Source organism: Sphingopyxis sp. SE2, assembly GCF_032227185.1.
Taxonomy (GTDB): Bacteria; Pseudomonadota; Alphaproteobacteria; order Sphingomonadales; family Sphingomonadaceae; genus Sphingopyxis.
This window is the reverse complement of record NZ_JAPMXW010000001.1, coordinates 335,311-360,696: the sequence shown is the minus strand read 5'-3', so window position 1 is coordinate 360,696 and position 25,386 is coordinate 335,311. Positions and strand designations below refer to the sequence as shown.

Sequence of the window (25,386 nt, the reverse complement as noted above, 5' to 3'; positions counted from 1 at the left end):
ATGGGCCCGCGCCTATTCGCTCACCCGGCGCGATGCAAGCCGAAGGGCACGACCTTGTTCGCCGCGTCGTGGCCGATGTCGGCGCGGCCGAGATAGGCGATGCCGGTGCGCGCGCACCAGTCCTGCGCGATTTCCACGGCCTCGATGCCGAAGGGACGGTCGTTCTCGGGCACGTCGCTCACCCGCCCCAGCCGTAGCCCGGCGAGCCCGCGCGGTGCGAGATAGGTCGCGACATGGAAAAAGGCGCGGTCGAAGGCGTAAAGATATTCGCTGACCTCCTCGACGAGCAGGACATGCCCCGAAAGGTCGGGCTCGAGCGGGGTCCCGAGCAGCATCGACAGCGTCATCAGGTTGAAGGCGGCGTGCTGCGCGCCATGCTGAAGGCCAGACTCGCAGGCTGCCGGATCGCGCGCGACGAGCCAGTCGAGCGCACGGAGCACCGCCGCGTCGCCCCCCTCGCGGCGGATGTCGGCGACCATCGGGCCGTGCGCGACATGGTCGAAACCGTCGCGATAGAGCGCGCCGAGCAGATTACCCTGATCCGAATAGCCGAGGAACGCCTTGCCCCGCGCGACGTGGGTCATCGCCGCGACCGCATCTTCGGCGATCCGGCACGCACCGTAACCTCCGCGCGCGAACCATATGGCGTCGATGTCGGGGCGGTTCGCCATCTCGACGAGCGCGGCGAAGCGGTGGCCGTCCTCGCCGGCGAAATGGCCGTGTATCGCGAAGCATTGCGGGTCGAATTCGAGTTCGATGTCGGGATAGCCGAGGCTGGCGAGCGCGCGCACGGCTTCGGCATCGTCGGGCAATATGGGAGTGGAGGGGGCAACGATCCCGATACGCATTACATCCTTCTCCCCTTGGGAGAAGGATACGCAGCCTTGCCGGCTCGCCGGCTAGGCGAAGTTGGATGAGGATGTCGGCCGTATCGTTTCACCAGCACCCTCACATCCCCTCATCCAGCTTCGACTGGGCACTTCGCACCAAGTCTGCGCAACCCTCTCCCGATGGGAGAGGGAAGCAATTGCAAATGACTGATGGAAGCCATATCGCGCCGCGATGGCCGAAAACAAATCCTATTTCTTCTGCGGCATCGGTGGATCGGGCATGCTGCCGCTCGCGATGATCGTCGCGGCGCGCGGCGCGGCGGTTTCGGGCTCGGACCGCAGCCGCGACCAGGGCCGGACGCCCGAGAAATTCGCCTGGCTCGAAGGACAAGGCATCGTCTTTTATCCGCAAGACGGCAGCGGGCCGAAGGCGGGGCAGATTCTCGTCGCATCGGCAGCGATCGAGGACAGCGTTCCCGACATCGCCGCCGCCAACGCGCTTGGCCTGCCCCGGATGACGCGCGCCGACCTGAATGCCGCGCTGTTCAACGCGGCCGACGGGGCGGTCGGCGTTGGCGGCACGAGCGGCAAGTCGACCGTTACCGGCATGATCGGCTGGATCCTCGAAAGCGCAGGCAAAAGACCGACGGTGATGAACGGCGCGGTGATGCGCAATTTCACGGGAGACGGCAGGCCCTTTGCTAGCGCGCTGGTGGGCGACGATGCTTTTTATGTCAGCGAAGTCGATGAGAGCGACGGGTCGATCGCGCTCTATGCGCCCGATGTCGCGGTCGTCACCAATATCAGCCTTGATCATAAGAGCCTCGCCGAATTGCACCAGCTGTTCGGCGATTTCGCCACGAAGGCGCGCGTCGCTGTAGTGAATGCGGACGATACGGAATCGGCGCCGCTGCTGTCGGGGCAGAATGTTGTGACATTCGGCTTCCACGACAGCGCAACAGTGCGCGGCAGTGATTTCGAGGCGCTGCCCGATGGGTGCCGCTTCGCCGTCCATGCGGGCGGCACCGCCTATCAGGTGAAGCTGCGCATGCCCGGCCGCCACAATGCCGCCAATGCGCTCGCGGCGATCGCGGCGGCGCGTGCGGCGGGCGCGACCGTGGCGCAGGCGGTCGAGGCGCTCGCCGATTTCGCGGGACTCGCGCGGCGCTATGAGGTGCTGGGACAGGCGAACGGCATCACGGTCATCGACGATTTCGCGCATAATCCCGACAAGGTCGCCGCGACGCTGGCGGCCGTGGCCGAACTGCCGGGCCGCGCCCTGCTCTTCTTCCAGCCGCACGGCTATGGCCCGCTCCGCCAGATGGGCAAGGAACTCGCCGCCAGCTTTGCCGCCGGTATGCGCGACGGCGACAAACTCTATGTCTGCGACCCCGTCTATTTTGGCGGCACCGTCGATCGCAGCATCGGCAGCGAGGCGCTGGTCGCCGATGTCGTTGCGGGCGGCGCCGACGCCGTCCACCTGACGACGCGCGCCAATTGCGGCGCCGCGATCCTCGACGAAGCGCGGCCCGGCGACCGCATCCTGATCCTCGGCGCGCGCGACGACACGCTCACCGAGTTTGGGAGGAAATTGCTGGCAAAGCTTGGCTGAGACTATTGCGCGCAGAGGCGCAGAGGACGCAGAGATTTTTTGTTCACGCGGAGACGCGGAGGCGCGGAGATGATCGGGCCGAAAGGCCCCTTCTTATTGCACCGTCAATTTGCGAGGCGAGGCCGAAGGGAAAGACCGCTTCGCGGCAAACACTTTCTCTCCGCGCCTCCGCGTGAATCCGATATCTTCCCCTCCGCGATCTCTGCGTCCTCTGCGCGAATCCCAATTCTCTCCAGCTCTTGCTTCTTTCACCGAAATCTATATAGGCGCCCGCATTCGGGGCGAGGCCTTGTGCCTGTCGCCCCGTTTGTCTTGCACGAATACGCAAGGCCGGACGACAGCCGGAGGGGTTTCGCGATTGGCGCGAAATCAGCGATCGGCCAAATCGAAGGACGCAAACCATGCCGTTTTACGAGCATGTCTTTATCGCGCGTCAGGACCTGAGCCAGGCTCAGGTCGATGCGCTGGCGGAAACCGTCACCAACGTCATCGGCGAGTTCAAGGGCACGGTCCACAAGACCGAGACCTGGGGCCTCAAGCAGCTCGCCTACAAGATCCAGAAGAACCGCAAGGGTCATTATGTGATGCTGTCGGCCGAAGTGTCGGGCGAAGCGATCGCAGAGATCGAGCGTCAGGCTGCGATCAACGAAGATATCATCCGCTGGCTCACCATCAAGGTCGACGAACTCGAAAAGGGTCCGTCGGTGATGATGCGCAAGCAGGAACGCCGCGGCGGCCGTGGCCGTGACCGCGACGGCGAAGAATAAGGAACAGCACCCATGGCACGACCCTTTTTCCGCCGCCGCAAGACCTGCCCCTTCAGCGCGAAGGACGCACCGGTCATCGATTACAAGGACGTCCGTCTGCTCCAGGGTTACCTGTCGGAGCGCGGCAAGATCGTCCCGTCGCGGATCACCGCGGTGTCCACCAAGAAGCAGCGTGAGCTGGCGAAGGCGATCAAGCGTTCGCGCCATATCGGCCTGCTCCCCTACATTGTGAAGTAAGGAGGGCGGACCGATGGAAATCATCCTGCTCGAACGTATCGAGAAACTGGGCGGTATCGGCGACGTCGTCACCGTCAAGAACGGCTTTGCCCGTAACTATCTGCTGCCGAACAACAAGGCGCTCCGTGCGAACGACGCCAACAAGAAGCTGTTCGAAGCCAATCGTTCGAAGATCGAGGCCGACAACGCCGAGCGTCGCACCGACGCCGAAGGCCGCGCCAAGGACATCGACGGCAAGCAGATCGTCCTGATCCGCCAGGCGTCGAACACCGGCCAGCTCTATGGCTCGGTTGCCGTCCGCGACATCGTCGAGGCACTGACCGAAGACGGCGTCCAGGGCGTCACCAAGGCGATGGTCGAGCTCGAGCGCCCGATCAAGTCGCTCGGCCTCGTCGACGTCAAGGTCAAGCTGCACCCCGAGGTCGTCGTGACCGTCGGCGTCAACGTCGCGCGCTCGCCCGACGAAGCCGAGATGCAGAAGCAGGGCATCGACGTCATCGCCGCGATGTTCGAAGAAGAACAGGCCGAAGCCGCCGCTGCCGCGCTCGAGCCCGACAGCGAGGACGAGTTCGAAGACGCGACCCCGCCTTCGGAACTCGCCGCCGAGGAAGCTCCGGCTGCCGACGAGGCCGAAGAAGAAGCTTAAGCTTTTTCAGGCTGAAGCCTTTCGAAAGGGCCGCGTTTCCCGATGGAGGCGCGGCCCTTTTCTTATGCGATTTTCGAATGGTGGGCGGCTGGAGGCCGGTTGCGGCCGTAGAAAGATCCTCCCCTTCGCGAAGCGATGGGGAGGGGGACCGCGCCCGTAGGGCGTGGTGGAGGGGTCTGGCCTTGCACCGACGCCTGACGGCGTCGACCCCTCCGTCAGCGCTTCGCGCTGCCACCTCCCCATTGCTCCGCAAAGGGGAGGATCTGGACGTCCGATCTCCACCCCCAAAAACCGCCCGTTCAAATCCCGAACAGCTTCGCCAGCGATTTTTCGAGCATGAAATATTGCCAGATCAGCCGGCCGTGGTCGCGGCGGCCCGACTGGTGCGCGGCGACGATGCGCTCGATCTCGGCCATGTCGAACCAGCCCGAGCGCGCGAGCGTCGAGGAGGTCGCGAGCCCCTTCGCCTGCTGCGCGAGCGCGCCGCGGAACCACGCCGACACGGGGGTCACGAACCCCATTTTCGGCCGGTAAAGAATATCGTGCGGCAGATAGCGTTCCATCGCCTGCTTCATGATCGCCTTGCCCGTACCGCGCCTGACGCGCATCGACGCGGGCAGGCTCGCAGCGAATTCGACGAGGCGATAGTCGAGCAAGGGTTCGCGCGCCTCAAGGCTGACCGCCATGCTCATCCGGTCGGTCTTGGTCAAAATATCGCCGGGCAGCCAGATCATCAGGTCGGCATATTGCGCGCGGTCGAGCGCCTCGCGCGCCGGCGCGTCCGTCATCGCTTTCCAATAGCGCGCTTCGGCGACATGATCGCCGAGCGCATGGTGTGCGGCATCGTTGAAGAGCCGCGCGCGCTGCGCCGGCCCCGTCACGCCGACCGCCTCGGCATAGCCTTCCGCCCCGCTTTTCGAGAGGCTGGCGAGCGTCGCGCGGGCGCGCAGGGGGCGCGGCGCCCAGTCCATCTGCGGCCAGACATGCGACAGCGGGCCGAGCAGGCCGCGGCGGAGGAAACCGGGGATCAGCCCGCGCAGCCTTTCCTCCTGATGCTGAAAGACGAGGCGGCGATAACCCGCGAACGCCTCGTCGGCGCCGTCGCCCGACAGCGCGACCGTCACCTCCTCGCGCGCGAGTTCGCAGACGCGGTAGGTCGGCAGCGCGCTGGCATCGGCAAAGGGTTCGTCGAACATGTCGGCGATCCGGTCGACGAGCGTGAAATCGCCGGGTGAAACGATACGGGTGCGGTGATCGGTCGCGAAACGCTCGGCGATCGCTCGCGCATGGGCCGTTTCGTCGAGTGCCGCCTGATCGAAGCCGATCGTGCAGGTCTTGACCGCCTTCGCGCTCGCTTCGGCCATCAGCGCGACGACCGCGCTCGAATCGACCCCACCCGACAGGAAAGCGCCGAGCGGCACGTCGGCGACCATGCGGTCGGTCACCGCGGCGCGCATCAGGTGAACGAGATGTTCGGCCGCCTCGCCTTCGCTAGCCCTGATGCGTTTCGAAAAATCGGGCGCCCACCAGCGCGTCGGCGCCGGGACCGGCTTGCCACGTTCGAGCATCAGACAATGGCCCGCGGGCAGTTTCTCCACGCCCGCGACGATGCAATTGTCGTCGGGGACGTAGCCGAAGGCGAGGAAATCCTCGATCGCGGTGAGGTTCGCTTCCTGTCGCAGCAAGGGATTGCGCAGCAACCCCTTGAGCTCCGACGCGAACGCCACCGAGCCATCGGACAGGCGGGCATAATGAAGCGGCTTCACCCCCAGCCGGTCGCGCGCGAGGAACAGGCCGCCGCGCGCATGATCGTGGATCGCGAAGGCGAACATGCCGTTGAGCCGCGGCAGACAGTCGGGGCCCCATTGGCGCCACGCGGCGATGATGACCTCGGTATCGCCGCTGGTGCGGAAGCGGTGGCCGCGATCCTCGAGTTCGGCGCGCAGCTCGCGGAAGTTGTAGATTTCGCCGTTATAGGTGAGCGTAACGGATTCGTCGTCGCTCGCCATCGGCTGCGGGCTGCCCTCGATGTCGATGATCGACAGGCGGAGATGCCCAAGGCCGACGCCGGGCGCGGTCCATTCGCCCGACCCGTCGGGGCCGCGATGCTGCATCGGCTGGAGCATCGCGCGCAAGCGGGCCGGGTCGACCGGCTTCGCGGTTTCGAGATGATAGATGCCCGCGATGCCGCACATATGGTGCGCTCCTATCGCAGTTTCAGCGCGCGGTCAGCCATTGCTTTGACACCACCCGACGCGGAAAGGAAATCGGTGATCGCATCAAGCCCCCCCTGCCGCTCCTCGCTCGATATGATCAAGGAGAGTGCGCGCGGGTCGCCGCCGAGCAGCCGCGCGCGAAGCCCCGCGAGCTTGGCGCGGCGCGGATCGCCCGTCACACGGCCGTCGACAACGTACCAGGTTGCAGCATCGCGCAGCACCGGGCCGGGGTGGAGCAGGCGCTCGGTCTTCGCACCTTCGACGGGGGGAAGCGCGGCGCTCCATGCCCATTTGCTTTGGGGATCGACGGCGCCCTGCCCGAACGCGACGACCTCGCGTCCCTCGGCCTGGCGCTCATAGCCGCCGATCGCGACCGTCACATACCGCCCAGCGCCATCGACGAAATGCACGATCCGGATCTGGTCGGAGCCATCGAAGCGCGGCGACCATATCGGGCGTTCGAGGATGACCTCGCTCCAGCCCGGCGGCGCGATGATTGCCATTGTCGCGGGCAGCGGCGCGCTGCGACCGCCGATCAGCATCCCCCATCCGGCAAAGACCATCGGAAGTGCGAGCGCGGCAGGCAGCACCGATTTTGCCGGCCCTGCAAAGCGCGGCACGCCGCCCAGAGCGCGCACATCGACCGCGGGGTCGTTCGCCGGCCGGTCGAACCAGCGCAGCGCGACGAGCATCACGAGCAGGATGACGAGCCCGAAGAAAATCCAGCCGTAAAAGACATGGTCAATACCGCCCGCCGCCTCGATCCCCCAGATTTCGGCGGCGACCATCGTACCATAGGCGCGCAGCGCGTTGGCGAGGATCGTCGTCGCGAGCGCCGCGACGACGAAGACGATCCGCCGCGTCCAGCTTTTGAAACAGAGATGCGCCGCGAACACCGAATAGGCGAGCATCGCGATCAGAAAATTGACCCCCGAACATTCCTCGGCAACCTCGAAGAAGCCGGCCTTCGTCGTGATGAACACGCCCTGCATCTCGGCGGCGATGCCCGAGAGATGGAGCAGGACGACGCTGATGTGCGCGGTGAAGGTCTGGAGCAGCGGCACCAGTTCCTCGCCGAACGGCACAAGCAGCAGCGCATAGCCGAGCGGGAACAGCAGTCCGCGAACGAGTTTTTCGCCGAGTGCCGTGCCGACCGCCCCCTGCAGCATCAGCACGAGCCCGAGCTGCCGGAACAGCCCGACCCCCGCCGCCTCGCCGACCAGCCACACCAGCCCCGCCCCCGCCATCCAGATGAGCGCGGGCCACCAGAAGGCGGGTGTCAACGGGCGGAGCAACGATGCGCGCTGCGACACCAGCCAGCCGATCATCGGCACCATCAGCAGGCAATGGGTGAAGGTCGAACTATTCCACCAGATGCCCGCCATGTCGGCGGCATCGCGCCAGAAAAGCGCGAGGATGACTGCTGCGAGCAGGCCGAGCGCGGCGAGATGGCGCTGCCAGAGCGTCATGCGGGCAATCCCAGAAGCTCGCCAAGCGGCGCCATGCGCGCGTCCCAGCCGTAACGCGCGATCATTTGCGCGCGCGCCGCCTGCCCCATCTTTGCGGCGACGTTGCGGTCGTCGAAGAGCGTGCAAACGGCGTCGGCGATCGCTTCCGCCCCGTCGGCGACGAACAGATGCTCGCCGGGCACCGCGTCGATCCCCGTCGCGGCGGCGGCGCTCGCGACCACGGGGCGCGCCATCGCCATCGCTTCGAGCAGCTTGTTCTGCACCCCCCGCGCGAGCAGCAGGGGCGCGACCACCGCGTCGGCGGCGGCAAGCCACGGGCGCACGTCGGCTACTTCGCCGGTCGCGGTCACGCCGGGCAGAGCTTCCAGCGCACGCACCTCCTCGGTCGGCGCGCGGCCGACGATCGCGAAGCGTGCTCGCAGCTGGCGCTTGCGGACCAGCGGCAGAATGTCGTTCGCGAACCAGCGGACCGCGTCGATATTGGGCCGGTAATCCATCTGGCCGGTGAAGACCGCGAGCGGTCCCTCCCCCGTCTCGACCCGTTCCAACGGGATAGCCGGATCGAAGCGATCGGTGTCGATGCCGTTCCCAACCGCGCGCACCTTGTCGGCGCCGAGACCGCTTTGGCTGCGGAACAGCGCCGCCTCCGCGTCGCTGACGAAGAGGCTCGCATCGGCGCGGCGCGCGACGTCCGCTTCATAGGCGGCAAGAACGCGCGCCTCGCGCTTGTGCACCCAATGCAGCGGCTGGCGCTTGTCCTGTTCCGCATAGGTGGCGAATTTGGCCGAATCGACGTCGACGAAATCCATCAGCACCGGCCCGTCGAAACAGGCCGGGAGATATTGCGCCATCTGGCCCGAGAAGGCGACGATATGGCTGATGCCGCCCTGTCCGATCAGCGCGTCGACATGGCGGGCGAGCGCGGCGCTGCGGAACAGGCGGTTCGACATCGGATCGCCGGTCAGGACCGCTTGCGCGAGCGCAAGCGGGCGCGATGCCTTGCGCACTTCGATCGCCAAGCTTTTGCAAAGCGGCGTCATTTTTTCGCGAGCGAGCGCGGCGTCGGCCTGATTGTCGGCGAGCGCCGCGACATGCACCGGCGCGAGCTTCGCCAGCGCCTCGAACATATGCCAGCTGCGGATCCGGTCGCCGCGGTCGGGGGGCCATGGCGCGCGGTGAACGAGGAACAGGATTTCGGCCACTAGCCAAGCCCGCGCGCGATCAGCGGCCCGATCCGGTTCGCCGCCCAAAGCGGCAGCTTCTTCCAGAGGTCGACCTGCAGCCGGTATCGGGCGCTGTTCGGATTGGTATCGCGCGGCGTTTCCCCGGGCGCGAGCCAGCGCGTGTAGATGAGCGGCTGCGGTTCGAAACCCCAATTCTTCTTATAGGCGAACGGGCCGGTGCCGAGCTTCGAGCGGCCGAAATCGAAGCGCGTGCAGCCCCGTTCGCGCGCGTGGCGCATCAGCGCGAAATACATGAGTTCGTTGGCGCGCAGACGGCGGGCGTCGGCGGTGCCGCCGCCCCAATAGGGCATGACGGTTCCGCGCCAGTATAGGCTGAGCACGCTGGCGACGGGGCGACCGCCTTCGCGCACCGTCAGGATATCCGCCGTGTCGCCAAAGGCATCGAGGACCGCGTCGAACAAGGCTTTCGGAAAGACGGGCGTTCCCAAGTTGCGAACGCTGGTCGCATAGATGCGGTAGTGGTCGCGGCGTTCGGCGGCATCGCGGCCGGTGGTGACGGTCAGCGCGCTTTCCAGAACCTTGCGCACTTCGGCGCGCTGCTTGCGCGGGATGGCGAGGAGTTCGGCATCATCGTCCGCCGCGAGGTCGCGCGCGAAGCCGGCGTAGACGCCCTCCTCTCGGGCCCAGCCCTCGCCTTCGGGCTGCGCGCCGCCGCGCAGTTCGACCGACGGCACGCCGAGCGATTTCGCCATGGAGGCCGCGCCTTGCGCCAGCGTCGTCGCGACGGCGGGATCGTCGGCCAATATGCCGCCGCCGACCGCGAAGCCGCTGCCGACGAGCGCCTGCCCGAAGAGCGGCGAGCGGATATGGTGGAGCGGCAGGATACCGGTGAGCGCGCCCGCCGCGTCGCGCGCGGTGACGAGGTGACAGCGATGCCCGGTCGCGCTGGTGATCGCCTCGCACCAGGCGCGGCTGTGGAAGGGGGTCGCTTCCAGATGCGCGGCGACATAGGCGTCCCATTCGCCCGCATCGGAGAGCGGCGCGCCCGAAAAGGCGTTCTTCGCGGCAAGCCCCGGCGCGTTCACGCCGCGGCGCGCCATCGCTGTGCGCGTTGTTGCTGCGCGGGGAGCAGGGCGTCGGCGCGCGTCCATTCGAAATCGGCAAGCAATTTCTTCAGCTTGCCAGCCATTGCCGACAAGCCGCTGTAATGGCGGATTTTCGATTTGATCGGCGCATCGGCGACGCGTGGCTGGCCGGGGTCGATTTCCCACGGGTGGAAATAGAGGATCGCCGGATGCCCCTCTTCATTCATCCGCGCGATCGCCCAGCGCGTGAAGCCATAGGGCAGCATTCGCATGAAGCCGCCGCCGCCCGCCGCCAATGTCCGCCCGGCAAAACGTGCGGTCGTCACCGGCCATTCGACGAGGTCGCTGTCGGCAAGCGGGCGCCACGCATGGCGCGGACTTTGCGGCCAGCCATAATGATCGTGGACCACGGGCGCGACGCTCGACGAATAGGCATAGCCTTGTTCGGCGAGCACCGCGTGCGCCCAAGGCGTGCGCGTATCGACCGAGAAGCTCGGCGCACGATAGCCGCGCACCTGCGCTCCGCCGAGGTCTTCGAGGATGGCCCGCGTCTTCTTGAGGTCCGCGGCGAATTCGTCCGCCGTCATATTGAACACGCGTTTGTGATCATAACCGTGGCTGGCAAGCTCGTGCCCCGCCGCGACGATGCGCTTGATCAGCGCGGGATAGCGTTCGGCAACCCACCCCAAGGTGAAGAAGGTCCCCGTCGCGCCGGCGTCGGCGAAAATCCGCAGCACCGCGTCGCAATTCGCCTCGACGCGGCATTCGAGCGTCGGCCAGTCGGCGCGGTCGATCGTGCGCTCAAAGGCGCCGACCTGGAACCAGTCCTCGACATCGACCGACAGGCCGTTCTGCATTTTCCCTCACCTTCATCAGCGGGATAGCCGATTTCGGCCGGCGTGTCAGGCGGCCCAGGTCCGCGACGTCGCCGGGTTGGGCGCGTTGTCGGGATCGCGCTCGACCCATTCGATGAGCAGGTCGAGAACGCGGCGAAGCGCTTCATCCTGTTCGACCAGCCGCGCCTCGAGCGAGGCGACCTGCGCCTCGAGCGCCGCGAGATGTTCGGGGTCGATCGCCGGCGCGGCCGGCGGGGTGATTTCGGTCGCGTCGGGCGCGACCGCGTCGGCGGCAGGCGGGGTCAGCGTGATGACCTGCGCCGGTTCGGCGGGCACGGCGAAAGGCGCCGGCCCCTCCGTGGCAGGTGCTGCCGCACGCTGCGGCCATTCGGGCGTTTCGTTCGTGGCCGCCGGGGCGGCGAAGGGCGCGGGGGTCGGTGCGACCGCCGTCGCGGCGGCCGCGACGACCTCTTCGACCGGCAGCGGGGCGAGCGTCGAGGCGTCGATGCCGCGATCGGCCTCGATCTCGGCGACGACCGAGCGCACATTCTGCGCGGTGATGCGATTCATCTGTTCGACCGCGCCATAGAGCAAAAGCCGGCTGACGAGGACATTGAGCTTGCGCGGCACGCCTTCGCTGTAATCGAAAATTTCCTCGAACGCGTCGGGGCTGAAGCTGGGGTTCCCCGTCCAGCCGACCTTGCCGAGACGGTGCAGGATATAGGGTTCGACCTCTTCGGGCTCCATCGGGTCGAGGTGGTGCGTCGCGATCACGCGCTGGCGCAGCTGTTCGAGCGTCGGCGAGTGAAAGAGCGTCTGGCGAAATTCAGGCTGGCCGAGCAGGAAGATCTGGAGCAGCGAATGGCCGCCGAGCTGAAAGTTCGAGAGCATCCGCAGCTCTTCGAGCGCCGAGATGGCAAGGTTCTGTCCCTCGTCGACGATCAGCAGCGTGCGTTTACCCGCGCGCGCCTGTTCGCGCAGATATTGTTCCATCGAACGCAGCAGTTCGGCCTTGCTCTGCCCTTCCCATTCGATCCCGAACTGTTCGGCGACGAGGCGGAGCAGATCGTCGCCCTCGACCTGTGTCGACACCAGCTTGACCGCGGTCAGGCGATTGGGGTCGATCGTGTTCATCAGATGGCCGACGAGCGTCGTCTTGCCCGCGCCGACGTCGCCGGTGATGACGATGAAGCCTTCGCCCTGCGCGAGGCCATAACCGAGGTAGGACATCGCCTTGCGGTGCGTGCCGCTTTCGAAATAGAAATTCGGGTCAGGCGTCAGCTGGAACGGACGGCCGGTGAAACCATAATATTGATCGTACATCGCTTGAATTCCCGTTCGACTGGTCAGAAGTTGTAACGCAGTCCCACCAAAGCTGAGCCGATAAGCTGGCTGTTGAAGCCTTCCTGATCGAAGGCGTTGAGGCTGGCCGCCGCGGTCCCGGTCAGGCCGCGCCAGAAGCGCCGCGAATAGGCAGCCGACAATCCGGCCGACTGGACGTCGCTTGCCCCCGGGGCGCCATTGTCGAAATAATTGACGTAGCCCGACAGGCTGAGGTCCGAATCGACGTCGAGCTGACGGCCCGCCGAAACGAAGAGATAATAGCTCTCATCCTTGATTCCGTTAAGCCCGCCGATCGGCGACAGCTGCGGCGCGAGCAGCTTGCGCTGGTCATAACCGAGGCCAACGCCATAGGCCCAGCCGCCGAAACGCGACGACAGCGTCGCCTGCACGCCGCGGCTGCGATATTGCGCCGAGGTCGCATTGCCGAGCTGGTTGTTGAGGCAACCACCGCCCTGCTGGCCGAACACGCACGGGTTGATATTGCCGCCGACCGGGTTGCGCGTCGGATCGAACTGCGTCGGCAGCGCGGCCAGTCCGCCCGACAGGCCGCGGCCGAGGCTCGACAGTCCGTCATAGACGCCGACCTGGATCGACGTCGCATGGTCGGCGCGATAGGCGAAGCTGCCGGTATAGATGGTATCGCCATAGCGGCGCCCGACCCTTGCCGTCAGGGACGTCCGGCGGCTCGGCCGCCACATCACCCCGGCATCCCAGATCAGCCCGTCGGTGTCGAACGACAGGCGGCGCGGGCTCGATTTGTCGGTGACAAAGCGGCCGTTCGCGTCGCGCACCGGAACGCCATCGGCGTCCAGCACAGGATCGCGCTGGCCGATCTCGATATCCTCGTAACCGACGCCGCCGAGCAGCGCGACGGTCGGGCCGATCGGCACCGTGACGTCGGCGCGGGCATATTTGCCCTCGTAACGCTGGTCGAGCTGGCTCGCATCCTCGCGCTCGTAACCGCCCGAAACCTGCCAGCCGAACGGCAGGTCGCCGGGGCGCGCACCGAGGCTGGCCCAGGCGACATGGTTGGTCGAGCTGTCGAAAATATCCTGCGGCTGCACATCGGGCGACAGGATCGCGGGCTGGTCGATATCGACCTTGGTATAGCCGAAGCGATAGCCGGCGCCGAAGTCGAGCCCGCCGATCCGCCGCGCGAGCGTCGGCCCGGCGTAGACCGAATAGAGGTTGGCGACATTGCTGGCGTCGCCGATGAACAGGCCGCTGTCGGCGCCCTGCCCGTCGGCGCGCGTGCGCGTCGCGAGCGCGCCGCCTTCGAGATTGAGGCCGCGCGCGACTTCGAGCCGCCCGCGCGCAAGGCCGCTGACGACGTCGGTATCGCCCTGATCGCCCCAGCCGAATTGATGCTCGTAACGCAAGGTCGCGGCGAGTTCGGCGCGGCGCGTCACGATCGCGGCGTCGATGCCGGCCGCGACAGTTGTGTAGGTGAGCACGTCGCCGCCGTTCTTGAGATCGGCGGTCAGCACCTGCCCGACCTCGAGATAGGGGCTGACGTCGACCTGGCGCTGGGCTCGGCGGCCTTCGGCCCGGCTCTCCGCGCGGCCCGGCTCGGCCGTGGGCACGCCTGTTGGCGCTTCACCGGCGCTCGCACCGGGATCGCCCGAAAATTGCGCGTGCGCGCCCGTTGCGGTTCCGGCGAACAGAAGCGCCGCCAGCGTCGCAACATGACGCGCGGTGGTGGCGGAGCGCATCACGCGCCTCCCTGTCCGTAATAGGTGCCGAAGCGGCGGCCGCCCGGCGAATATTTCACCCCGTTGAGGAGCAGCTGGATATGCGGGCACGCGCCCATCAATCCGATGGCGTCGCGCAGCGCCGATTCAAGCGTCTCGTCGGCGCGCACGACCATGATCGTCTGACCGACATGGCCGGCGAGCACGGCGGCGGGCGAGGCGGCGAGCACCGGCGGCGAATCGAGGATCAGGATGCGGCCCGGCGCGCCGGCTTCGAGCTGGGCCAGCAAGGTCTCGGTACGTGCCGAAGCGAGCAGCTCGGTGTCGTGCATATGCTGGGTGCCGGCGGGCATGACCTTCAGCCCCGCGATGTCGGTCTGGATCAGGCAATCGCCGAGCGGCAGATGCGGGTCGGCGAGCGCGTCCATCAGGCCTGGACCGTCTTCCAGTCCGAGCGCATCGAGCACGCTCGGCTTCGCGATATCCGCGTCGATCAGCAGCACGTCGTGATCGGCCTCGACCGCGAGGCTGAGCGCCAAATTGACCGCCGAGAAGGTCTTGCCCTCACCCGGGTTCGCCGAGGCGATGAGCACGCGGTGCCCGCGCGGCAGGATCGGGCGGTTGCCCGCGCCGCCGAAATTGCGGATCAGCTCGCGCTTCACGATGCGATATTCTTCGGCGATGCCGGTGACCGGCGTGCCGGGTACGATCATGCCGCGCGATGCGAGCCGCTCGCGGTCGATCGTCCCCTGGCGCGCCGGAACGATCGCGGCCGCGGCCTTCGCGACATCCTTGCGCGGCGACGGCTTCGGCGCCGGCGCGGGTTCGACGGCGGGCGCGGCTTCGACGACCGGCTCGAGAATTTCGGGCTGCGGCGCCTCGGCCGCGGGTTCGGCCGGCTCGACCTTCTTCGCTTTTTTCTCCGGCTCGGGCGGCAGGTTCGACACGTCGATCGTCGGCGCGTTGGCGACGGGATCGAGCCCGAACATATCGGCGGCGCGTTCGAGGAGCGAGGGCGGACGTTTGACTTTGCGTTGATCGTTCATGTCATCGTCCCCCGTCACGCAACCATGCCGCGCTGGATGAATTCGGCGACGAGCAGCAACGCATAAAGCCCGACGAGCGCACCGCCGCCGCTGGCCAGCCAGACCAGCTTCTTGCGCCGCTCGACATGGCGTTCGGGCGTCACCACCTCGGTAATCGAGCCGATCACCGGCAGCCCGCTCGCGCGTTCGAGCTTCGCCGCGGTTGCATAGCTCGTGCGCACCTGGGCCAATCCGAAGGCGGCACCGATGCCGCCGCCGATCCCGGCAAGCAGCACGAGCGTCAGGAACAGCGGCCGGTTGGGTGCTGCGGGGCTTGTCGGTTTCGACGGCGGGTCGAGCAGCTCGATCTTCACCGCGTCGGTTTCGGTCTGCACCTCGCCGCGCAGGCGCACCTGCTCGCGCTGCGCGAGCAGCTTGTCATATTGCGCCTTGAACGCCGTATATTCGCCGTTGATCCGGTCATATTCGGCGGCGATGCCGGGGTTCTGGATCTGCTGCGCCGTGATCTTCGATATGTCGCCCATCAGCTGACTCTTGCGCGCCGACAGCGCGCTCACCGTCGCCTGACGCTCGGCGCGCATCGCGGCGAGCGAGGCATAGGCGGGGTTCTGGATGCCGCCACCGCCGCCCGTGCCTTCGCGGTCGGCGATGGCCTTCAGCGAGGCGATCTGGCTTTTGATCGCGATCATGTCGGGGTGCGCATCGGTCAGGCCGCGTGCGCGCATCGCCGACAGCTCGTTCTGCGCACCGGCGAGCTGCTGGCGCGCGACGCCGCCGCCGCCGCCGGGGATCGACTGCGGGGTCGAGGCGAGCTGTCCGTTCGCCGCCGCGAGCTGCGCCTGCGCCGAGACGAGCTGCGAATCGATCTGGCTGAGTTCGGCGCGCGCCGCCTCGACGCGCTGCGCGGGCGAGCCCGCACCAGCCGGGATCAGCCCGATATTCTGCGCCTCGAACGCCGCCCGGCGCGCCTCGACCTCGCGCAGCGCCTTTTCGCGGTCGGCAATCTGCGAATCGAGGAATTTCAGGCTCTCGCGCGCGTTCATCCGGCCGCCGCGCAGCTGATCGTCGCGAACCACGGTGATCAGGCTGTCGAGCACCCCCGACGCGAGCTTTGCATTGTCGGCGTCGGAAAGGCTGCCCACCGCGATGCTCGAAGTGATTTCGAAGATATTGTCCTGCTGCGGAACGACCTTGATACTCTTTTGCAGCATCGCGACCGTGCCGGCCTTTTCGCGGTCGTTCGCGCCCGCCGGAAGCAGGCCCGTCGTCGCCGCGACCTTTTCCATATTGCGCGCACTGGTCAGCGTCTCGCGGATCTGGTCGATGCGCGGCCCCCGGCCGCCCTGCGCCTCGTCGGGCAGAATCTGGTTGATCTCGACGAGCAAACGCGCGCGGCTGTCATAGCGGTTCGGGATCGACGCGATCGCGAGCCAGCCGAGGATGCAAATACCCCACGCGACCGCGAGCACGAGCCAGCGGCGCGTCCAGACGCTGTGCACTGCCACCCGGAATTCGTCGTAGAGGCTGTTCATCGCTCGAAATCTATCCTTGGGAGATGGGTGAGTGGCCGCCGGTCGATATCAGAACATGCTTTCGGGGATGATGATCACATCGCCCGGCTGAAGCCGCACGTTCGCCTTGATATCGCCGCGCTTGATCAGGTCATTAAGCCGCAGGGCAAATTCCTGCTGCTTCCCACTGCCCTTGTCGAAACGGACGAGTCGCGCCTTGTTCCCAGCGGCATATTCGCCCAGGCCGCCGACTGCAATCATCGCGTCGAGCACGGTCATGTTGGCGCGGAACGGAATCGAGGCGGGCTTCTCGGTCGCGCCGACGATCCGCACCTGCTGCGAGAAGGTGCTGTTGAAGCTGGTGACGATCACGCTGACGATCGGGTCGTTGATATATTGGCTGAGCTGGAGCTTGATATCCTGCTGCAGCATCGTGGGGGTTTTCCCCACCGCGGGCATGTCGGTGATCAGCGGCGTGGTGATGCGCCCGTCGGGGCGCACCTGCACCTTGCCGCCGAGTTCGGGGTTGCGCCACACGAAGATCTGGAGCTCGTCCAGCGGGCCGATGATATATTCCTCGCCCGGCCCTTCCTGGTTCGCGACGAAATTCGCGCTGGGAAGCTGCGGCGCGTTTCCCGCCCCCATACAGCCGGTGAGCGCGGTCGCGGCAATGCCCGAGACGAGCGCGGCGCGCGCGATACGGAGCGAGGGAAACGAAGCCATAATCATCAACCTTTCGAGCCGCCGGGGGGAGCCGCGGTCAGAACTTAAGCGGCGACAGCCATTGCGTCAGCGTCCGTCCTTGCTCGGAAAGGGTGAACATAATGTTAGTATTGACATAAGTCTGGACCGCGGCCGCATCAAACTGTCCCGATTGGGAACAGGTCGTGCGGCGTCAGACGAGCATTTCGCGCGCCGGCCCTTGCCCCAGAAACGCCGCCGGGCTCGCGCTCGCGCCATAAGCGCCCGCCTGGAAGATCGCGATCAGGTCGCCGACCTCGGCGCGCGGGAGCGCGACCTGATCGCCGAGCCGGTCGAGCGGGGTGCAAAGGCAGCCGACGACCGATACCGTCTCGACAGGCTCGCGCCCGAAGGCGTTGGCGAGAGCGATCGGATAGTTGCGCCGGATCACCGTGCCGAAATTGCCGCTCGCGGCGAGCTGGTGGTGGAGGCCGCCGTCGGTGACGAGAAAGGTCTCGCCGTGGCTGACCTTCCGATCGACGATGCGCGTCAGATAGACCCCCGCCTCGGCGACGAGCCAGCGGCCGAGTTCCATCGCGAAGCGGCTGTCCGCGAGGACCGGGTCGCGCGCGCGCAGCGTTTCGCCGAGCGCCTGCCCGACCGCCATCGCATCGACCGCCATGTCGCCGGGGAAATAGGGCACCCCCATGCCGCCGCCGATATTGACGAGCGGCGGCGGCCCGCCGATTTCACTCGCCAGCCGCGCGGCGAGCGCAACGGTCTGCGCCTGCGTCTCGGCGATCGCAGCCGCGCCCAGCGCCTGCGACCCCGCAAAGATATGAAAGCCGCGCCAGTCGGCGCCGGCGTCGATCAGGCGGCGGACGAGCGCGGGAACCTCGGCGGCATCGACCCCGAAAGGCTTGGCGCCGCCCCCCATCTTCATCCCCGACCCCTTGAGGTCGAAGTCGGGGTTGACGCGCACCGCAAGTCTTGGCGTCACGCCCAGATGATCGGCGATCGACAGCGCGCGTGCCGCCTCGCCCGCCGATTCGAGATTGAGCGTCGCGCCGGCGCCGATCGCCGCTTCGAGCTCGCGGTCGCGCTTGCCGGGACCGGCGAAGCTGATGTCCGCCGCCGCGATGCCGCTCGCCAGCGCGGCCTTGAGTTCGCCGCCCGATGCCACGTCGAAGCCGTCGACGAGCCCCGCCATGAAGGCGAGCAGCGGCGCATAGGGGTTCGCCTTCATCGCATAATGAAGCTGCACCTCGGCAGGCATCGCGGCGCGCCATTCGGCGACGCGCGCGGCGAGCATCGCGCTGTCGTATACGAAGAGCGGCGTGTCGCCCGCGACGTCGGCGAGCGCGGCGGCGCGGTCGCCGCCGATCAGCAGCATGCCATCGGGATCGGCACGAAAGCCGGGCGGGATCGGGCCGTGCGGTTTCATTGCACTTCCTCCCGCGTCCAGCCCGCGGCGATCGCGACGCGATCGAGCTTGCCGTTCGGATTGCGCGGCAGTTCACTCCGCCATTCGATGGCCTGCGGCTGCATGAAATTGGGGAGGTTCTGGCGAAGATAAGCCGCGAGACTCTCGTCGTCGGCGGCGCCGTCCCTGCCGCGCACGATCAGGACGATCGCGGCGCCGAGCCGCGCATCGGGCACGCCGAAGGCGACGGCTTCATAGATCAGCCCCGACGCGACCGCGACATCCTCGACCTCGGTCGGGCTGACGCGATTGCCCGCGGTCTTGATCATCGCATCGTCGCGGCCGACGAAAGTGAGCAGGCCTTCGGCATCGCGGCGAACGGTGTCGCCCGACCATACCGCGGTGCCGCCATAGCGCGAGGCGGCGGGCGCGGGCTTGAAGCGCTGCGCGGTTCGTTCTTCGTCGCGCCAATAGCCTTTGGCGACCAGAGGTCCCGCATGGACGAGTTCGCCCGGCTCGTCGTCGGCGGTGACGCTGCCGTCGGGACGGCAGACGAGGATTTCGGCGTGCGGGATCGCGCGGCCCATCGAGGTTGGATGATCGGCGACGAGCGTGGGATCCAGATACGTCGAGCGGAACGCCTCGGTCAGCCCGTACATCGGGTAGATGTCGGCGCCCGGGAACGTCCGGCGCATTGCGTCGATCAGCGACGGCGTCAGCGCCCCCCCGCTGTTGGTCAGGCGTTGGAGTACGCCGGCGGTCTCGGCGGGCCATTCAGCCTCGACGAGCTGCACCCAGAGCGGCGGCACCCCGGCGAGCGTCGTTATCGCGTGCCGCGCGACCGCCTTCACGACGTCACGCGCGGTGAGATAGTCGAGCGGCGCGACCGCCGCGCCCGCGTACCAGCTCGAAAGCAACTGATTCTGCCCATAGTCGAAACTGAGCGGCAGCACGCCGAGCACGCGGTCGTCGGGGAACAGCTTGAGATAGGAGGCGACACTTTCGGCGCCGAGCCACAGGTTCGCGTGGCTCAGCATCACGCCCTTCGGCCGCCCGGTCGAACCGCTGGTGTAGAGGATGGCGGCAAGATCGTCGGGCTCGGCGATCGACGGCGGCAGCCCCTGCCCGCCCGAATCGATCACCTCTTCGGCGATCTTCAAATCCTGGAGCGCGCAGTCTTCGGGACGTCCATCGCCGAGCATATCGGCGCGCGAGCCATTGGTGACGAGCAGCTTCGCCCCGCTGTCGGCGAGGATATGCGCGACCTGCGGCCCCTTGAGCAGCGGGTTGACCGGCACATGGATCAGCCCCGCGCGCGCCGCGGCGAGCGGCATCAGGCAGGCGGCTCTGGTTTTCGCGCTCCAGCTCGCGACGCGTTCGCCGGGTCCAACCGCCTGTTCGAGCAGCCACGCGGCGAGGCGGCCGATCCCGGCGTCGAGTTCGGCGAAGGTCGTGACCTTGTCGCCGATCAGCAGCGCAGCCGCATCCGCCGCGCCGCGAAGGGCGAGATGGTCGATCGGAAACGAAGGCGGGTTTTCGGCTTTGGTCATCGGCTGTTAGGAGTGAGGTGATAGAGGGCCGCACGATGCAAGGGAACGGTGAAGATCAGGCTAATGATATTGCGGCGCGCGCCGCAGGCTTCGTCTCGCCCTTCGATCGGGCAGAATGGTTCGACCTGCTGACGGCGCATGGCTTTGCGGGGCAAGGCCGGATCGATGCACGCGGCGCAGCGAACGGCACCGCGGCGTCGCTGCCGCTGCGTGTCGAAAGGCCGGGGCATCTGGCGGGGCTGACGAACTGGTACAGCTTTGCGATCCGGCCGCTTTTTTTGGGCGGAAGCGACCATCGCGCCGCGCTGCTCGCGCTGTTTCGCGATCTGCGCTCCCAAGCGGCGCGGTTGACGCTTTATCCGGTTCGCGACGAAGACCGGGCGGGCATCGCGTCGGCGCTTCGCGACGCCGGCTGGTGGGTGAAAGCCAACCCCGTCGGCGACCGCCACTGGCTCGATCTGTCCGATCTGGACCATGATAGCTGGTGGGCAAGCCGCCCCGGGGCGCTGCGCAGCACCGTCCAGCGCAAGGCAAAAAAGGGGATCGTCGCGGTCGAGCTACTCACCACTTTCGATCCCGGAAGCTGGGCGGCCTATGAACAAATCTACGCCGCGAGCTGGAAGCCCGAAGAAGGCGACCCCGCGCTGCTCCGCGCCTTCGCGGAAATGGAAAGCGCGCGCGAGACTTTTCGCATGGGAATCGCCCGGATCGAGGGAGTCCCGGTCGCCGCGCAGTTCTGGACGGTCGAGGACGGTACGGCCTTCATTCACAAGCTCGCGCATGTCGAGGACAGTCTGAAAGCCTCACCCGGCACTTTGCTCTCGGCGGCGCTGTTCCGTCATGTCATCGAGGTCGATGGGGTGAATCGCGTCGATTTCGGCACCGGCAACGACGCCTATAAGCGCGACTGGATGAACCGGCACGAGCGGCTGTGGCGTATCGAGGCTTTCAATCCGTCGCGTGTCGCGGCATGGGGACCGGCGTTGAAGGCTTTTGCCCACTCGCTGCTGAGGAAAGAGAAGTGACCGAACCCGCCCCTGACGCAACCGGCGTCGACGCCACCCTTCGCGCGCTGCTCGCCGATGTGCTCGGGCTCGGCGAAGCGCGCGCGGCCGCGCTGACCGACGACAGCGGACTGTTCGGCGAGCTTCCCGAATTCGATTCGATGGCGGTGGCGACGGTGCTCACCGAGATGGAGGACCGGCTCGGTATCGTCATCGACGATGATGAGGTCGATGGCGAAATCTTTGAAACCTATGGCAATCTTCTCGCCTTCTCGTGGCGCAAGGTGAACGGCTGAACTCGCCGATGCGCGCATGATCGAACATCTGCTGCGTATCGACCCCGTCGGCGCGCCGCGCGCCACCGTCCTGATCGTTCCGCCGCTGTTCGAGGAAGCGAACCGCACGCGCCGGACGCTGGTGCTCGCGATGAGCGCGCTGGCGGCCCATGGCTTCGCGGCGGTCCTGCCCGACCTGCCGGGTCAGAATGAAAGCCTCGTCCCGCTGGTCGAGGCCGACCTGACGCGCTGGCAGGACGCGCTCGCCGAGGTTGCGGCCGCCATCGACGGCCCGGTTATCGCCGCGTCGGTTCGCGGCGGCGCGCTGATCGATCATCGCGCGGGCGTCGCGGCATGGTGGCGCCTTGCCCCCGTCGGCGGCGCTTCGCTGCTCCGGACGCTGATGCGCGCGCGCATCGCCGCCGACCGCGAGGCGGGGCTCAACTCGTCGCTCGAAAGCCTGCAGGCCGCGGCGGAAACCGCGCCGCTGCTTGTCGCCGGCAATGCGTTGTCGCCCGCGATGGTCGCCCAACTGGGCGCCGCCGAAGCGCAGTCCGTCGAACCGCTGCGCAGCATCGCGCTGGGCGCCGATGGCATCGCGGGCACGCCGCTGTGGCTGCGCGCCGAACCCGGCGAGGATGCCGCGATGGCAGCGGCGCTCGCGGCCGACATTGCGGCATGGAGCACGTCATGCGGCATCAGTTGAGCTTCGACTGCGAAGGCGCGGCGCTTGCCGCCTCGCTCGACGATGCGCCCGGCGGCACCGGGCTGCTGATCGTGTCCGGAGGCAATGAAATCCGCAGCGGCGCGCATCGAGGCATGGCGATGCTGGCGCAGCGCGTGGCGGCGGCGGGGCATCCGGTATTCCGTTTCGACCGGCGCGGGATCGGCGACAGCGAAGGCGAAAACCGCGGCTTCGAAGGAAGCGGCCCCGACATCGCTGCCGCGATCGCCGCCTTCCGGCAGGCTGCGCCCCATGTCACGCGCGTCGTCGCCTTTGGCAATTGCGACGCGGCGAGCGCGCTGCTGCTGCACCAGCCGCTCGCGCTGGACGCGCTGATCCTCGCCAATCCATGGACTTACGAAGGGCCGGATGAGGATGGCAGCGACAAATCCGCGCTGCCGCCCGCGTCCGCCATCCGCGCGCGTTATCTGTCGCGTCTCAAGAACCCCAGTAGCCTGCTCCGCCTGCTGAAGGGCGAGATCGATCTCCGCAAATTGTTCCGCGGCCTTTCGGCGCTCAAACAAGCGCCGCGACCGGCAATGGCGGACAGCCTCGCCCACCGCCTCGAAAGCGCGTTCGCCGAACTTTCCTGCCCGGTGACGATCCTGCTCGCGACCGGCGACCGCACCGCGCAGGCCTTTGCGGAGAGCTGCGGTCGGGCGCTGGCCTGTAGCGGGAAAGAGCCGGGCACAATCCGCGTCGAGCGCCTCGACAGCGCGTCGCACAGCTTTGCCGGCGAGGATGGCGATTGGCTGACGGCGCGGGTTTTGGCGGCTCTGGTCGTCTAGGCGTCCGCCATCGCGTGATATTCGGCTTCGGCGAGGAACCGCTCCGCATCGAGTGCGGCCATGCAGCCCATGCCCGCAGCAGTCACCGCCTGGCGATAGATTTTGTCGGTGACGTCGCCCGCGGCGAAGACGCCGGGGATCGCGGTGAGCGAGGTGCCCGGGGTCACTTCGAGATAGCCGTCGGCGTCGAGCGGCAGCTTGCCCTTGAACAGCTCGGTCGCGGGGCTGTGGCCGATCGCAACGAAACCGCCGTCGGTCGGCTCGTGGCTCGCCTCACCCGTGACGGTGTCGATCAGGTCGACGCCGACGAGCCCCGACACGCCCTCGCCCGCGACGAAGCGGTCGACCTTCTTGTTCCACAGCACCTTGATCTTGGGGTTGGCATGCAGCCGGTCCTGCAGGATCTTTTCGGCGCGCAGGCTGTCGCGGCGGTGGATCAGCGTCACATCGTCGCTATGGTTAGTCAGGTAGAGCGCCTCCTCGACCGCGGTGTTGCCGCCGCCGATCACCACGACCTTTTTGCCGCGATAGAAGAAGCCGTCGCACGTCGCGCACGCCGATACGCCCTTGCCGCCCAGCTCCTGCTCGCCTGGAACGCCGAGCCATTTCGCCTGCGCGCCGGTCGCGATGACGAGCGTTTCGGCCATGTAGAGGTCGCCGCCGTCGCCGGTCAGCTTGAACGGGCGGCGCGACAGGTCGACGTCGACGATGGTGTCCCAGATCATGCTGGTGCCGACGTGCGTCGCCTGCGCGGTCATCTGTTCCATCAGCCACGGGCCCTGGATCACCTCGGCGAAACCCGGATAATTTTCGACGTCGGTGGTGATCGTCAGCTGGCCGCCGGGCTGGAGCCCCTGCACCACGATCGGCATCATGCCCGCGCGCGCGGCATAGATGGCGGCCGAGAGGCCGGCGGGGCCGGAACCGAGGATGAGCATCTTGGTATGGTGAACGGCGGGCATGGCGATCTTTCATTGGCTGTGCGGCAGGCACAGATGGGTGTTGCCAACTGCGCTAGCAAGGGTCACCTTCCGCGCCAAGGGGAGACTGGCGAATGGCAAGCTGGTGGGAACGTCATGGAGTGCCGCGGCTGATCAAATGCGCCTGTTCGCAGGGGCAGATCATGAAGGTGCGGAGCAGGGTCGTGCCGCTCGCGCGCGGCCATGTGCTCGAACTCGGCTGCGGCGGCGGGATCAATATGGAATTCTACCGGCCCGGGCAGATCGAGAGCTTTTCGGGCCTCGACCCCTCGCCCGAGCTGCTCGCGATGAGCCACGCGGCCGCTGCGGAACGCGGGATCGACGCCGACATCCGGAGCGGCGTCGGCGAGGCGATGCCGTTCGAAAGCGCGCGGTTCGACACCGTGGTCACGACCTTCACCCTCTGTTCGGTAACCGATCAGGCGGCGGTGCTCGCCGAAATCCGCCGCGTGCTGAAGCCCGGCGGGACGGCACTGTTCCTCGAGCATGGCTCCGCACCCGACGCGGGGGTCGCGAAATGGCAGCGGCGGATCGAACCGATCTGGAAGCGCATCGGCGGCAATTGCCACCTCACGCGTCCGATTGGCGACGCTTATGAAAAGGCGGGATTTGCCGTCGACCGGCAGGGCGCCGCCTATATGCCGAAAACGCCGCGGCCGTTCGGCTGGGTCGAATATGGCGTCGCGCGCTCGGCGGGCTGACGGGCTCAATTCTTCTCGCCTACCTCGACCAGTCCGTGCCCGACGCTCACCCGCTCGTCGAAAACGAAGCAGCTGCCGTGCCAGCGGCTGTCGCCCTCGGGCACCTGTTCGAGATAGGCGAGGATGCCGCCCTTCAAGTGGACGACGTCCTCGACGCCTTCGTGGCGCAGGAAAGCGGTCGATTTTTCGCAGCGAATGCCGCCGGTGCAGAACATCGCGACGCGCTTGCCCGCGAATTTATCGGCGTTGGCGCGCCACCAGCGGGGGAAGTCGCCGAAGCTTTGCGTGCCGGGATCGACCGCGCCCGCGAAGCTGCCATAGCCGACCTCGAACGCGTTGCGCGTGTCGATGAGCACCGTATCGGGATCGTCGACGAGCGCGTTCCAGTCGGCGGGGTCGACATAAGGCGCGGCTTCGCGCGCCGGGTCGAGCCCGGGAACCTTGAGCGTGACGATTTCCTTCTTCAGCCGCACCTTCATCCGCTGAAACGGCATGTTGGCGGCGGCCGAATATTTGACGTCGAGCCCGGCGCAATCGGGAAGCGCACGGATATGGTCGATGACGGCGGCGATGCCATCGACGGTTCCCGCGATGGTGCCGTTGATGCCTTCGCGCGCGAGGAGCAGCGTTCCCTTGATGCCTTCGTCCATGCACAGGTCGAGCAAGGGCTGACGCAATGCCGCGGGATCGTCGAACGAGGCGAAGCGGTAGAGGGCGGCGACGGTGTAGGTCATGGCGCCCGCCCCCATAGCCGTTCGCCCTGAGCTTGTCGAAGGGCCGTTTCCC

The 25,386-nt window shown here is 67.2% G+C and carries 24 protein-coding genes; 9 read left to right on the top strand and 15 right to left on the bottom strand.

Features of this window, described 5'->3' with window-relative positions; genetic code table 11:
• Positions 1-20: 20 nt before the first annotated feature.
• Positions 21-848 (bottom strand): LD-carboxypeptidase, encoded by an 828-nt coding sequence (locus tag OVY29_RS01630; protein ID WP_037554567.1) that lies wholly within the window; start codon positions 846-848, stop codon positions 21-23.
• 214 nt (positions 849-1,062) lie between these two features.
• Here OVY29_RS01630 and OVY29_RS01625 point away from each other — a divergent pair, with 214 nt between their 5' ends.
• The 4 genes from OVY29_RS01625 to rplI all read left to right on the top strand — a co-directional run bounded on the left by OVY29_RS01625 (position 1,063) and on the right by rplI (position 4,092).
• Positions 1,063-2,442 (top strand): Mur ligase family protein, encoded by a 1,380-nt coding sequence (locus tag OVY29_RS01625; protein ID WP_037554565.1) that lies wholly within the window; start codon positions 1,063-1,065, stop codon positions 2,440-2,442.
• 401 nt (positions 2,443-2,843) lie between these two features.
• Positions 2,844-3,209 carry a 30S ribosomal protein S6 gene (gene rpsF, locus OVY29_RS01620; protein ID WP_037554563.1) on the top strand — a complete coding sequence of 122 codons (366 nt, stop codon included), beginning with the start codon at positions 2,844-2,846 and terminating at the stop codon, positions 3,207-3,209.
• A 12-nt stretch (positions 3,210-3,221) separates the two neighbouring features.
• Positions 3,222-3,446, top strand: a complete 225-nt coding sequence (gene rpsR / locus OVY29_RS01615; protein ID WP_037554562.1) for a 30S ribosomal protein S18 — start codon at positions 3,222-3,224, stop codon at positions 3,444-3,446.
• 13 nt (positions 3,447-3,459) lie between these two features.
• Positions 3,460-4,092: a 50S ribosomal protein L9 gene (gene rplI / locus OVY29_RS01610; RefSeq protein WP_037554560.1), complete on the top strand. Its 633-nt coding sequence runs from the start codon at positions 3,460-3,462 to the stop codon at positions 4,090-4,092.
• A gap of 299 nt (positions 4,093-4,391) precedes the next feature.
• On the opposite strand, the gene OVY29_RS01605 is transcribed toward rplI, so the two are convergent.
• The 12 genes from OVY29_RS01605 to OVY29_RS01550 form a co-directional block, all read right to left on the bottom strand.
• Positions 4,392-6,287: an XrtA/PEP-CTERM system amidotransferase gene (locus tag OVY29_RS01605; protein ID WP_037554557.1), complete on the bottom strand. Its 1,896-nt coding sequence runs from the start codon at positions 6,285-6,287 to the stop codon at positions 4,392-4,394.
• 11 nt (positions 6,288-6,298) lie between these two features.
• The gene (xrtA, locus tag OVY29_RS01600; protein WP_313910690.1) at positions 6,299-7,777 is read right to left on the bottom strand and encodes an exosortase A; all 1,479 of its coding nucleotides are present in this window, start codon (positions 7,775-7,777) and stop codon (positions 6,299-6,301) included.
• Positions 7,774-8,979: a TIGR03087 family PEP-CTERM/XrtA system glycosyltransferase gene (locus tag OVY29_RS01595; protein ID WP_313910689.1), complete on the bottom strand. Its 1,206-nt coding sequence runs from the start codon at positions 8,977-8,979 to the stop codon at positions 7,774-7,776. The genes xrtA and OVY29_RS01595 overlap by 4 nt, the downstream gene beginning before the upstream one ends.
• On the bottom strand, positions 8,979-10,061 hold the full coding sequence (locus OVY29_RS01590) for a FemAB family XrtA/PEP-CTERM system-associated protein (RefSeq protein WP_037555130.1): 1,083 nt from the start codon (positions 10,059-10,061) through the stop codon (positions 8,979-8,981). The genes OVY29_RS01595 and OVY29_RS01590 overlap by 1 nt, the downstream gene beginning before the upstream one ends.
• The gene (locus OVY29_RS01585; protein ID WP_037555128.1) at positions 10,043-10,903 is read right to left on the bottom strand and encodes an XrtA system polysaccharide deacetylase; all 861 of its coding nucleotides are present in this window, start codon (positions 10,901-10,903) and stop codon (positions 10,043-10,045) included. Before OVY29_RS01585 ends, OVY29_RS01590 begins: the two co-directional genes overlap by 19 nt.
• A 45-nt stretch (positions 10,904-10,948) precedes the next feature.
• Positions 10,949-12,205: an XrtA/PEP-CTERM system-associated ATPase gene (locus OVY29_RS01580; protein WP_037555127.1), complete on the bottom strand. Its 1,257-nt coding sequence runs from the start codon at positions 12,203-12,205 to the stop codon at positions 10,949-10,951.
• 23 nt (positions 12,206-12,228) lie between these two features.
• Entirely contained in the window at positions 12,229-13,938 is a 1,710-nt protein-coding gene (locus tag OVY29_RS01575) for a hypothetical protein (protein ID WP_313910688.1), read from the bottom strand.
• Complete coding sequence (locus OVY29_RS01570; protein WP_037555146.1) at positions 13,938-14,963, bottom strand: P-loop NTPase; 1,026 nt, start codon at positions 14,961-14,963, stop codon at positions 13,938-13,940. The genes OVY29_RS01575 and OVY29_RS01570 overlap by 1 nt, the downstream gene beginning before the upstream one ends.
• A 14-nt stretch (positions 14,964-14,977) precedes the next feature.
• Complete coding sequence (locus tag OVY29_RS01565) at positions 14,978-16,495, bottom strand: XrtA system polysaccharide chain length determinant (protein WP_313910687.1); 1,518 nt, start codon at positions 16,493-16,495, stop codon at positions 14,978-14,980.
• Positions 16,496-16,543: 48 nt separating this feature from the next.
• Positions 16,544-17,197, bottom strand: coding sequence for an XrtA/PEP-CTERM system exopolysaccharide export protein (locus tag OVY29_RS01560; RefSeq protein WP_037555123.1), 654 nt, complete (start codon positions 17,195-17,197; stop codon positions 16,544-16,546).
• Between the two features lie 172 nt (positions 17,198-17,369).
• Positions 17,370-18,599: a pyridoxal-dependent decarboxylase, exosortase A system-associated gene (locus OVY29_RS01555; protein WP_037555122.1), complete on the bottom strand. Its 1,230-nt coding sequence runs from the start codon at positions 18,597-18,599 to the stop codon at positions 17,370-17,372.
• A complete protein-coding gene (locus OVY29_RS01550; RefSeq protein WP_037555121.1) occupies positions 18,596-20,128 on the bottom strand; it encodes an acyl-CoA ligase (AMP-forming), exosortase A system-associated in 1,533 nt (510 codons plus the stop codon). Before OVY29_RS01550 ends, OVY29_RS01555 begins: the two co-directional genes overlap by 4 nt.
• A gap of 35 nt (positions 20,129-20,163) precedes the next feature.
• Between OVY29_RS01550 and OVY29_RS01545 the strand changes: the two genes are divergently transcribed.
• Genes OVY29_RS01545 through OVY29_RS01530 form a run of 4 tightly spaced genes read left to right on the top strand, consistent with a single transcriptional unit; the run spans position 20,164 to position 22,919 of the window.
• Positions 20,164-21,153, top strand: a complete 990-nt coding sequence (locus OVY29_RS01545; RefSeq protein WP_037555120.1) for a GNAT family N-acetyltransferase — start codon at positions 20,164-20,166, stop codon at positions 21,151-21,153.
• On the top strand, positions 21,150-21,428 hold the full coding sequence (locus tag OVY29_RS01540; RefSeq protein WP_037555119.1) for an acyl carrier protein: 279 nt from the start codon (positions 21,150-21,152) through the stop codon (positions 21,426-21,428). Before OVY29_RS01545 ends, OVY29_RS01540 begins: the two co-directional genes overlap by 4 nt.
• A gap of 16 nt (positions 21,429-21,444) precedes the next feature.
• Complete coding sequence (locus OVY29_RS01535; protein WP_037555118.1) at positions 21,445-22,113, top strand: hypothetical protein; 669 nt, start codon at positions 21,445-21,447, stop codon at positions 22,111-22,113.
• Positions 22,098-22,919 carry a hydrolase 1, exosortase A system-associated gene (locus tag OVY29_RS01530; protein WP_037555145.1) on the top strand — a complete coding sequence of 274 codons (822 nt, stop codon included), beginning with the start codon at positions 22,098-22,100 and terminating at the stop codon, positions 22,917-22,919. Before OVY29_RS01535 ends, OVY29_RS01530 begins: the two co-directional genes overlap by 16 nt.
• On the opposite strand, the gene trxB is transcribed toward OVY29_RS01530, so the two are convergent.
• Positions 22,916-23,881 carry a thioredoxin-disulfide reductase gene (gene trxB / locus OVY29_RS01525; protein ID WP_037555117.1) on the bottom strand — a complete coding sequence of 322 codons (966 nt, stop codon included), beginning with the start codon at positions 23,879-23,881 and terminating at the stop codon, positions 22,916-22,918. The genes OVY29_RS01530 and trxB overlap by 4 nt on opposite strands.
• Positions 23,882-23,973: 92 nt before the next feature.
• Here trxB and OVY29_RS01520 point away from each other — a divergent pair, with 92 nt between their 5' ends.
• Positions 23,974-24,600 (top strand): class I SAM-dependent methyltransferase, encoded by a 627-nt coding sequence (locus tag OVY29_RS01520; protein WP_313910686.1) that lies wholly within the window; start codon positions 23,974-23,976, stop codon positions 24,598-24,600.
• A 5-nt stretch (positions 24,601-24,605) separates the two neighbouring features.
• Here the strand turns inward: OVY29_RS01520 and OVY29_RS01515 are convergent, their stop codons facing one another.
• On the bottom strand, positions 24,606-25,334 hold the full coding sequence (locus tag OVY29_RS01515; protein ID WP_081933062.1) for a rhodanese-related sulfurtransferase: 729 nt from the start codon (positions 25,332-25,334) through the stop codon (positions 24,606-24,608).
• Positions 25,335-25,386 lie beyond the last annotated feature (52 nt).

What these genes read in the sequence shown, in the direction of transcription:
- OVY29_RS01630 (WP_037554567.1), bottom strand. Translation starts at nt 848, where the DNA reads ATGCGTATCGGGATCGTTGCCCCCTCCACTCCCATATTGCCCGACGAT.
- OVY29_RS01625 (WP_037554565.1), top strand. Translation starts at nt 1,063, where the DNA reads ATGGCCGAAAACAAATCCTATTTCTTCTGCGGCATCGGTGGATCGGGC.
- rpsF (WP_037554563.1), top strand. Translation starts at nt 2,844, where the DNA reads ATGCCGTTTTACGAGCATGTCTTTATCGCGCGTCAGGACCTGAGCCAG.
- rpsR (WP_037554562.1), top strand. Translation starts at nt 3,222, where the DNA reads ATGGCACGACCCTTTTTCCGCCGCCGCAAGACCTGCCCCTTCAGCGCG.
- rplI (WP_037554560.1), top strand. Translation starts at nt 3,460, where the DNA reads ATGGAAATCATCCTGCTCGAACGTATCGAGAAACTGGGCGGTATCGGC.
- OVY29_RS01605 (WP_037554557.1), bottom strand. Translation starts at nt 6,287, where the DNA reads ATGTGCGGCATCGCGGGCATCTATCATCTCGAAACCGCGAAGCCGGTC.
- xrtA (WP_313910690.1), bottom strand. Translation starts at nt 7,777, where the DNA reads ATGACGCTCTGGCAGCGCCATCTCGCCGCGCTCGGCCTGCTCGCAGCA.
- OVY29_RS01590 (WP_037555130.1), bottom strand. Translation starts at nt 10,061, where the DNA reads ATGGCGCGCCGCGGCGTGAACGCGCCGGGGCTTGCCGCGAAGAACGCC.
- OVY29_RS01585 (WP_037555128.1), bottom strand. Translation starts at nt 10,903, where the DNA reads ATGCAGAACGGCCTGTCGGTCGATGTCGAGGACTGGTTCCAGGTCGGC.
- OVY29_RS01580 (WP_037555127.1), bottom strand. Translation starts at nt 12,205, where the DNA reads ATGTACGATCAATATTATGGTTTCACCGGCCGTCCGTTCCAGCTGACG.
- OVY29_RS01575 (WP_313910688.1), bottom strand. Translation starts at nt 13,938, where the DNA reads ATGCGCTCCGCCACCACCGCGCGTCATGTTGCGACGCTGGCGGCGCTT.
- OVY29_RS01570 (WP_037555146.1), bottom strand. Translation starts at nt 14,963, where the DNA reads ATGAACGATCAACGCAAAGTCAAACGTCCGCCCTCGCTCCTCGAACGC.
- OVY29_RS01565 (WP_313910687.1), bottom strand. Translation starts at nt 16,495, where the DNA reads ATGAACAGCCTCTACGACGAATTCCGGGTGGCAGTGCACAGCGTCTGG.
- OVY29_RS01560 (WP_037555123.1), bottom strand. Translation starts at nt 17,197, where the DNA reads ATGGCTTCGTTTCCCTCGCTCCGTATCGCGCGCGCCGCGCTCGTCTCG.
- OVY29_RS01555 (WP_037555122.1), bottom strand. Translation starts at nt 18,599, where the DNA reads ATGAAACCGCACGGCCCGATCCCGCCCGGCTTTCGTGCCGATCCCGAT.
- OVY29_RS01550 (WP_037555121.1), bottom strand. Translation starts at nt 20,128, where the DNA reads ATGACCAAAGCCGAAAACCCGCCTTCGTTTCCGATCGACCATCTCGCC.
- OVY29_RS01545 (WP_037555120.1), top strand. Translation starts at nt 20,164, where the DNA reads ATGCAAGGGAACGGTGAAGATCAGGCTAATGATATTGCGGCGCGCGCC.
- OVY29_RS01535 (WP_037555118.1), top strand. Translation starts at nt 21,445, where the DNA reads ATGATCGAACATCTGCTGCGTATCGACCCCGTCGGCGCGCCGCGCGCC.
- OVY29_RS01530 (WP_037555145.1), top strand. Translation starts at nt 22,098, where the DNA reads ATGCGGCATCAGTTGAGCTTCGACTGCGAAGGCGCGGCGCTTGCCGCC.
- trxB (WP_037555117.1), bottom strand. Translation starts at nt 23,881, where the DNA reads ATGCCCGCCGTTCACCATACCAAGATGCTCATCCTCGGTTCCGGCCCC.
- OVY29_RS01520 (WP_313910686.1), top strand. Translation starts at nt 23,974, where the DNA reads ATGGCAAGCTGGTGGGAACGTCATGGAGTGCCGCGGCTGATCAAATGC.
- OVY29_RS01515 (WP_081933062.1), bottom strand. Translation starts at nt 25,334, where the DNA reads ATGACCTACACCGTCGCCGCCCTCTACCGCTTCGCCTCGTTCGACGAT.